Origin of the sequence: Aromatoleum toluclasticum ATCC 700605 (assembly GCF_000378245.1) — a bacterium.
Taxonomy (GTDB): Bacteria; Pseudomonadota; Gammaproteobacteria; order Burkholderiales; family Rhodocyclaceae; genus Aromatoleum; species Aromatoleum toluclasticum.
Genome location: NZ_KB899526.1, coordinates 1 through 5,181, shown reverse-complemented (window position 1 = coordinate 5,181; position 5,181 = coordinate 1). Strand labels below are relative to the sequence as shown.

Genomic DNA, 5,181 nt, shown 5'->3' with positions numbered 1-5,181 from the left:
CTCATCGGCAGCTATCGCCGCACAACAGGGCAATTTAAAGCGTGAGAAATTCCCCGCCCATTTCCAGTGTTGAAGCGCAACAAAACCACTGGCGCTGAGCGGCCGGGGACATAGGTAACAAATAAGTCTGGAGACATGGGTAACACTTTTTCCAGACTTTCATCGTCCTCCAGGCGTGTTGAATCGGTTTTGGGGCGTGGTGCCGGCGGAGCGTAGCGACGTCGGCACCACGCCCCCGGCAACCCTACGTCCCTCCGCGTTTTAGCCGACCGTAGGCATCCTCGATGCGCATGTGGCGCTCGAGCAAGCGACCGAGTTTGAGCGGTCCGAAATAGACATTCCACACGCCGTCGTCGATCTCCTCGAGTCCGACGTATTCGCCGGCGCAGGTGATCGACACATTCACCCAACCCTTCTTCCAGCGAATGCCCCCGTTATAGCTCACGTAGCGCGTCTCGAAACGGTCGGGGTATTCCAGCGGCGGGATCCGGTTCGGCATCGGCCGCGGCGAGGGGCGGTAATACTCGGCCGGCGTGGCCATGTCGAGCGCTTCGTGCGGCCGCTCGTCGTTGAACTCGCGCAGGAAGCGGTTGAAGCGGCGCTGCTGCGCCCGGCAGGTCGCCGCCGCCGGGCGCGTGGTCTCGGCCTTGAGCGTGCGGTGCATGCGCTCGTGGCGTCCGTTCTGCTGCGGTTTGCCGGGTTCGATGAGCTCGGGCAGGATGCCCAGCCGCACCCACCACGCCGACAGCTGCGACAGGCGCGCGAGCGTTGTCGTGGCGAAGGGCACGCCGTTGTCGGTGCGGATTCGCAACGGTAGGCCGAACTCCTTGAATAGTCGCGTAAACACTGGTTTCGCGTCGGCCACCGAGGTGCTCAGCAATCCCTGGCAGCCGAGCAGGTAGCGGCTGTAGTTGTCGGTCACGGTCAGCGGGTAACAGTAGATCCCGTCCCCAGTCTTGAACTGCCCCTTGAGGTCGGCGCACCACACGTCGTTCGGGGCGAGGCTTTCGCTGACCGGCGGGCCTGGGTGGCCGATTACCCGCCGCCGGCGTTTCTTCGGCACCAAGCCGTGCCGGCTGAGGATCTCGCACACCGTCGAGCGCCCCGGCAACTCGTCTTCCGGCAGGCGCTTGCCGAGCAGATTCAGCAGCTTCTTGGCGCCCCAGCTGGGATGGTGCCGCCGGGCCTCCAGCAGCGCTCCGACGATTTCCGGGGCGGTCGCCCGCGGACAATGTTCGGGCCGCCGTGAGCGCTCTTCTAGTCCTTGCGGACCTTCCTCCAGATAACGGGCGATCCACTTGTAGCCGGTCTTGCGGCTGATCCCGTAGTGCCCGCACAGCTCCGTCATGTCCTGCGTCTGGCGGAGATAGTCGGCGATGAATTGCGTCTTCTCGTCCATCGGTAACCTCTGACTCCACGGCATGGGGCACCTCCTTCCGGATACCCCACGATTGTCATACTGTTACCCATGTCTCCAGACTAGAATGTCACCCATGTGTCCGGACCGTACCAAATCATCGCCTAACAATCCGGTCCAGCGGGCAAGCAGCCAGCTTCGCTGTCTGCTTGCCGCTGACCTCCGTCGTTAGCTTTCTAAAAACGCCGCTTAGGAATTATCTATGGACGAAGATAAAAATCACATCTCATCCGGCTCGCACAGTATCAACCTTGGGTCCGGTAACTCGGTCACAGAGTCAAACCTTCATATTGGAGACGTTCATAACCATGGCCCGGTCAGTCCGTCCCCAATTGCTGTCATTGACCGAACCAGCGCAAGCCCCGTTACCGTGCTTGGCACTCCCGTAAAAGCGGGGTGGTTAATTGTGTCAGGGGCAATTGGTTTTATTGGGAGCATCGCCAGTATCGTGAGCTTATGGCAGCACCTCTCGTTCTGGTTTTTGCTACTACTTTCACTTACGGCTTTTCTGCTAATAATCGGAACCGCATTGGTTCGCCACCGCTTCATCCGTATTCCCTATCTGCCTTTCAATTTTGAGGCCGACAAATCAGGAAAGGTGTTTATTACAAAGATTGAAGGTGACTGCCCTCTGTGCGATGGGAAATTAAAGCTAAGAGACATTGGTCCGAAAGACCAAAAAGTTACCTATGTGCGTTGCACTCGAAACCCAGATCACATCTGGAACTTCGACTTTACGGTTCTAAATGAGCCACAAAGCTAACATGGCGGTCGAGAGGGACGGCGCAAAAGCTGCGCTTTTGGGTACCCTCCGCGCTACGCGCTCCGGCCGCCCCTCACCTCTACGTTAGACAGCATAGGAACGCATGAAGCTTTTCTCAGAGCAAGATCAAAGTACTCGGCAAGCGCTGGGATCCCACATCAACCAGCGCTGGTCACAGCTGTACGAGCTGGACAAGGAATGGTCAGAGCGCGCACTGAAGTACCTTCTCATGACGAACTCTGGTGGCGCAATCGCAACACTTAGCTTTCTTGGGGCAGCCCCCGCCGCTATTGGCATGCTCGGCGCAAAAATTGCCCTGCTGGTCTTTTTGGCAGGCGTTGTTCTGGTCGGGGTTGCCGTTGCGAAAACGTTTCACCACATGCGGAACCTCTTCGAGAGTTGGAAGACGGAAGTGACCTCGTACTATGAGGATCGGATCACCTGGCAGCACCTTCAGGACGAAGATAAGAAGCGTGCGGTAGCTGACTGGTGGGACTATGGAATTCCGTATGCGTCCTTTGCGTGCTTCATAGGCGGGTGCATAGCTGGCGCGTGGAGCCTGCTCACACGGGCAGGTCAGTGATGATGCTGTCTAACAGGTCGTTCGACGCGGACACGCACCGGCAGGGCGCCGCAAGCCGTGCGCGGGAGCATACGTCTTGCGGCGCCCTACCGGTGCGTGCCGGTCAACTCCGACGTTAGCCATTCCATGGACTACCTGCGTCTTCCAGTATCCGAAGTACTTAGAGGCCCCTTGGTGTCAACACCTCAGGGTGTAACCTGCGCGTTGTTCAGTGTTATCGCCTGCGTCATGGGGGTGCTGTATTGCCTTCTGCCAACGGAGACGGCTTCTAGCAAATTATTTTCGTTTGGCTGGGCACTATTTCTCTGGCCAGTTCTTCTTTTCGTTCTGTTTATAAGGCATTCGTCGAGTGATTTCCATTCTTCATGGGGAGCGGCAGGAAACGTTTCGCTTTTCGGTGTACTTCCGTATGTCGCACCATATTTGCGTGAGTGGATATAGGCTAACAATGCGCTCAACCCCGTTCGCTCCGCTCACTGGACGGTCAAAAGCTTCGCTTTTGCCCGCCGGTTAGCTTCACGTTATGCCGCTTACATTCACGCCTTATCGGAGGTTTAGTCCATGGGCTTCTATCTGAGAAAGAGCATCAGTGTCGGGCCGCTGCGATTCAATCTCTCGAAGTCAGGAATCGGCGTTTCGGCTGGTGTAACTGGCCTTCGTTTTGGCGCCGGCCCACGAGGTAACTACGTCCACATGGGGCGCGGCGGCCTTTACTATCGCGCTACGCTTCCTCCTTCCTCATCGTCGCGGCAATCACCACCTCAGCCGCTTCCGCCATCGGCTCCTGAAATACCCCCTGGAACTCACGCTCCGCTTGAGGAAATCGAATCCGCCGATGTTTCTCAAATCGTCGATTCGTCATCCCGAGAGCTTCTAGATGAGCTAAACCGAAAGCGCGCGAAAGCCCGTCTGTGGCCTTTCGTTGCGGTCGCCTCAGTTGTAGTGCTTGGTCTTGGTGTCTCTTCAGGCTGGCCCGTTTGGCTCGTAGGCATACTCGCAGTCGCCGGCGCTGCTGGAACGTATGCAGCCCATACGCGAGACGCCCTACAAAAAACCGTTGTGCTCTTCTATGACTTCGATTCCGACATGGAAGCCGCCTACGCCAAACTTCACGCGGCCGCGAGCCAACTTGCCAGTTGCGCGGCAGCTTGGCATATCGAGGCGTCTGGAAAAGTACATGATCGAAAATACCATGCGGGAGCAAGCGATCTTGTCCGCCGAAAGAGTACTTCCATTCGTAGGGCTGAACCACCATACGTCAAGACGAACATCGAAACTGTCGCTGTTGGTGTAGGTCGTCAAACGCTTCATTTCTTCCCTGACCGCGTTCTCGTATATGACCAGAACGGCGTGGGTGCCGTTGGCTATCAAGAGCTGCGAGTACAAGTAGGCGCAACTCGATTCATCGAAAGCGAGTCAGTTCCCCGAGATGCCGAAGTCGTTGACCGAACATGGAAGTACGTCAACAAGTCCGGCGGCCCCGATAAACGATTCAAGGACAACAAGGAACTGCCCATCTGCCGATACGAGGAAGTCACTCTGTCGAGTCAGTCTGGGCTAAATGAGGTGCTTCAACTATCCCGTTGCGGTGCCGGAAGCGGTTTTGCTGAAGCCATTTCTTCGCTGGGCAAGAGCATGCCCAAGGAAGGTGCCTGTGCTGCACAAGCGGCATAACCCTGCGGTCCACCGGACGCTGCGCGATAAAGCCGCGCAGCGCCGGTGACCTCCACGTTATGCAGCAAGGGCGCGATGGGCAGCAGACCACAAGCTGTCCTTCGCGACAAACCGCTTGCAAGCTGACGCAGAGACACAATGTACCCATCGCGAGTTATGTCCTAAATCTATTTCCAAAATCAATGTAATTCGTATGAACAAGATCGCTTTTCATGTGGCAATCGCTGTAATCACAACGCTAATGTCAGCACAAGCCTCCGCAAACTTGGATGAACTTCTTGAGACAGAGGTTGGGATAATGGATGCCACTGAAGTCGTGTGTGGACCCGTTGTGCCCGATGAAGTTCGGGCAGGGATAGTCAAGTTCAAGGGGAAGCTTAGCCCAGATGAGCTGCTGCGGATGGGCACTATTCGCGCTAGCTCGTCGGAATATAAAAGATCTTTCGAATCAGCCTCGAAAGTGCTGCAGACAGCAGTCCCCACTTCGGAAGGTGGCTACAAGCTTTGTGCGAGCCAGGCAGTCAAGGTAGGAAATATGCCACGTAATTAATATGTGCTGCATAATTGCGTGCATGACACAAGCCGCATAACCCGGCGCTCAACCTCGCTCCTTTCAGTCGCTGGACGCTGCGCGATAATGCCGCGCAGCGCCGGTTAGCTCCTACATGGACTCCCCCGACTTTCAAGGGGATCTTTCTAGTCGTCATCCATTTTCCGTTCCTCCGATCTCGCGCTGGGTTTCGG

At 56.8% G+C, this 5,181-nt stretch carries 5 protein-coding genes; 4 read left to right on the top strand and 1 reads right to left on the bottom strand.

What is annotated here, in order from left to right; genetic code table 11:
- Positions 1-244: 244 nt before the first annotated feature.
- Complete coding sequence (locus tag F464_RS29760) at positions 245-1,399, bottom strand: integrase core domain-containing protein (protein WP_018993087.1); 1,155 nt, start codon at positions 1,397-1,399, stop codon at positions 245-247.
- 220 nt (positions 1,400-1,619) lie between these two features.
- On the opposite strand from F464_RS29760, the gene F464_RS31260 reads away from it, so the two are divergent.
- The 4 genes from F464_RS31260 (at position 1,620) to F464_RS31485 (ending at position 4,987) form a co-directional block, all read left to right on the top strand.
- On the top strand, positions 1,620-2,180 hold the full coding sequence (locus F464_RS31260; protein WP_157354281.1) for a zinc ribbon domain-containing protein: 561 nt from the start codon (positions 1,620-1,622) through the stop codon (positions 2,178-2,180).
- Positions 2,181-2,283: 103 nt separating this feature from the next.
- Positions 2,284-2,763: a hypothetical protein gene (locus F464_RS0127500; RefSeq protein ID WP_018993086.1), complete on the top strand. Its 480-nt coding sequence runs from the start codon at positions 2,284-2,286 to the stop codon at positions 2,761-2,763.
- A 561-nt stretch (positions 2,764-3,324) separates the two neighbouring features.
- Positions 3,325-4,437, top strand: a complete 1,113-nt coding sequence (locus tag F464_RS30710; protein WP_084600621.1) for a DUF4236 domain-containing protein — start codon at positions 3,325-3,327, stop codon at positions 4,435-4,437.
- 193 nt (positions 4,438-4,630) lie between these two features.
- Positions 4,631-4,987 carry a hypothetical protein gene (locus F464_RS31485; RefSeq protein WP_198292355.1) on the top strand — a complete coding sequence of 119 codons (357 nt, stop codon included), beginning with the start codon at positions 4,631-4,633 and terminating at the stop codon, positions 4,985-4,987.
- Positions 4,988-5,181: the final 194 nt, after the last annotated feature.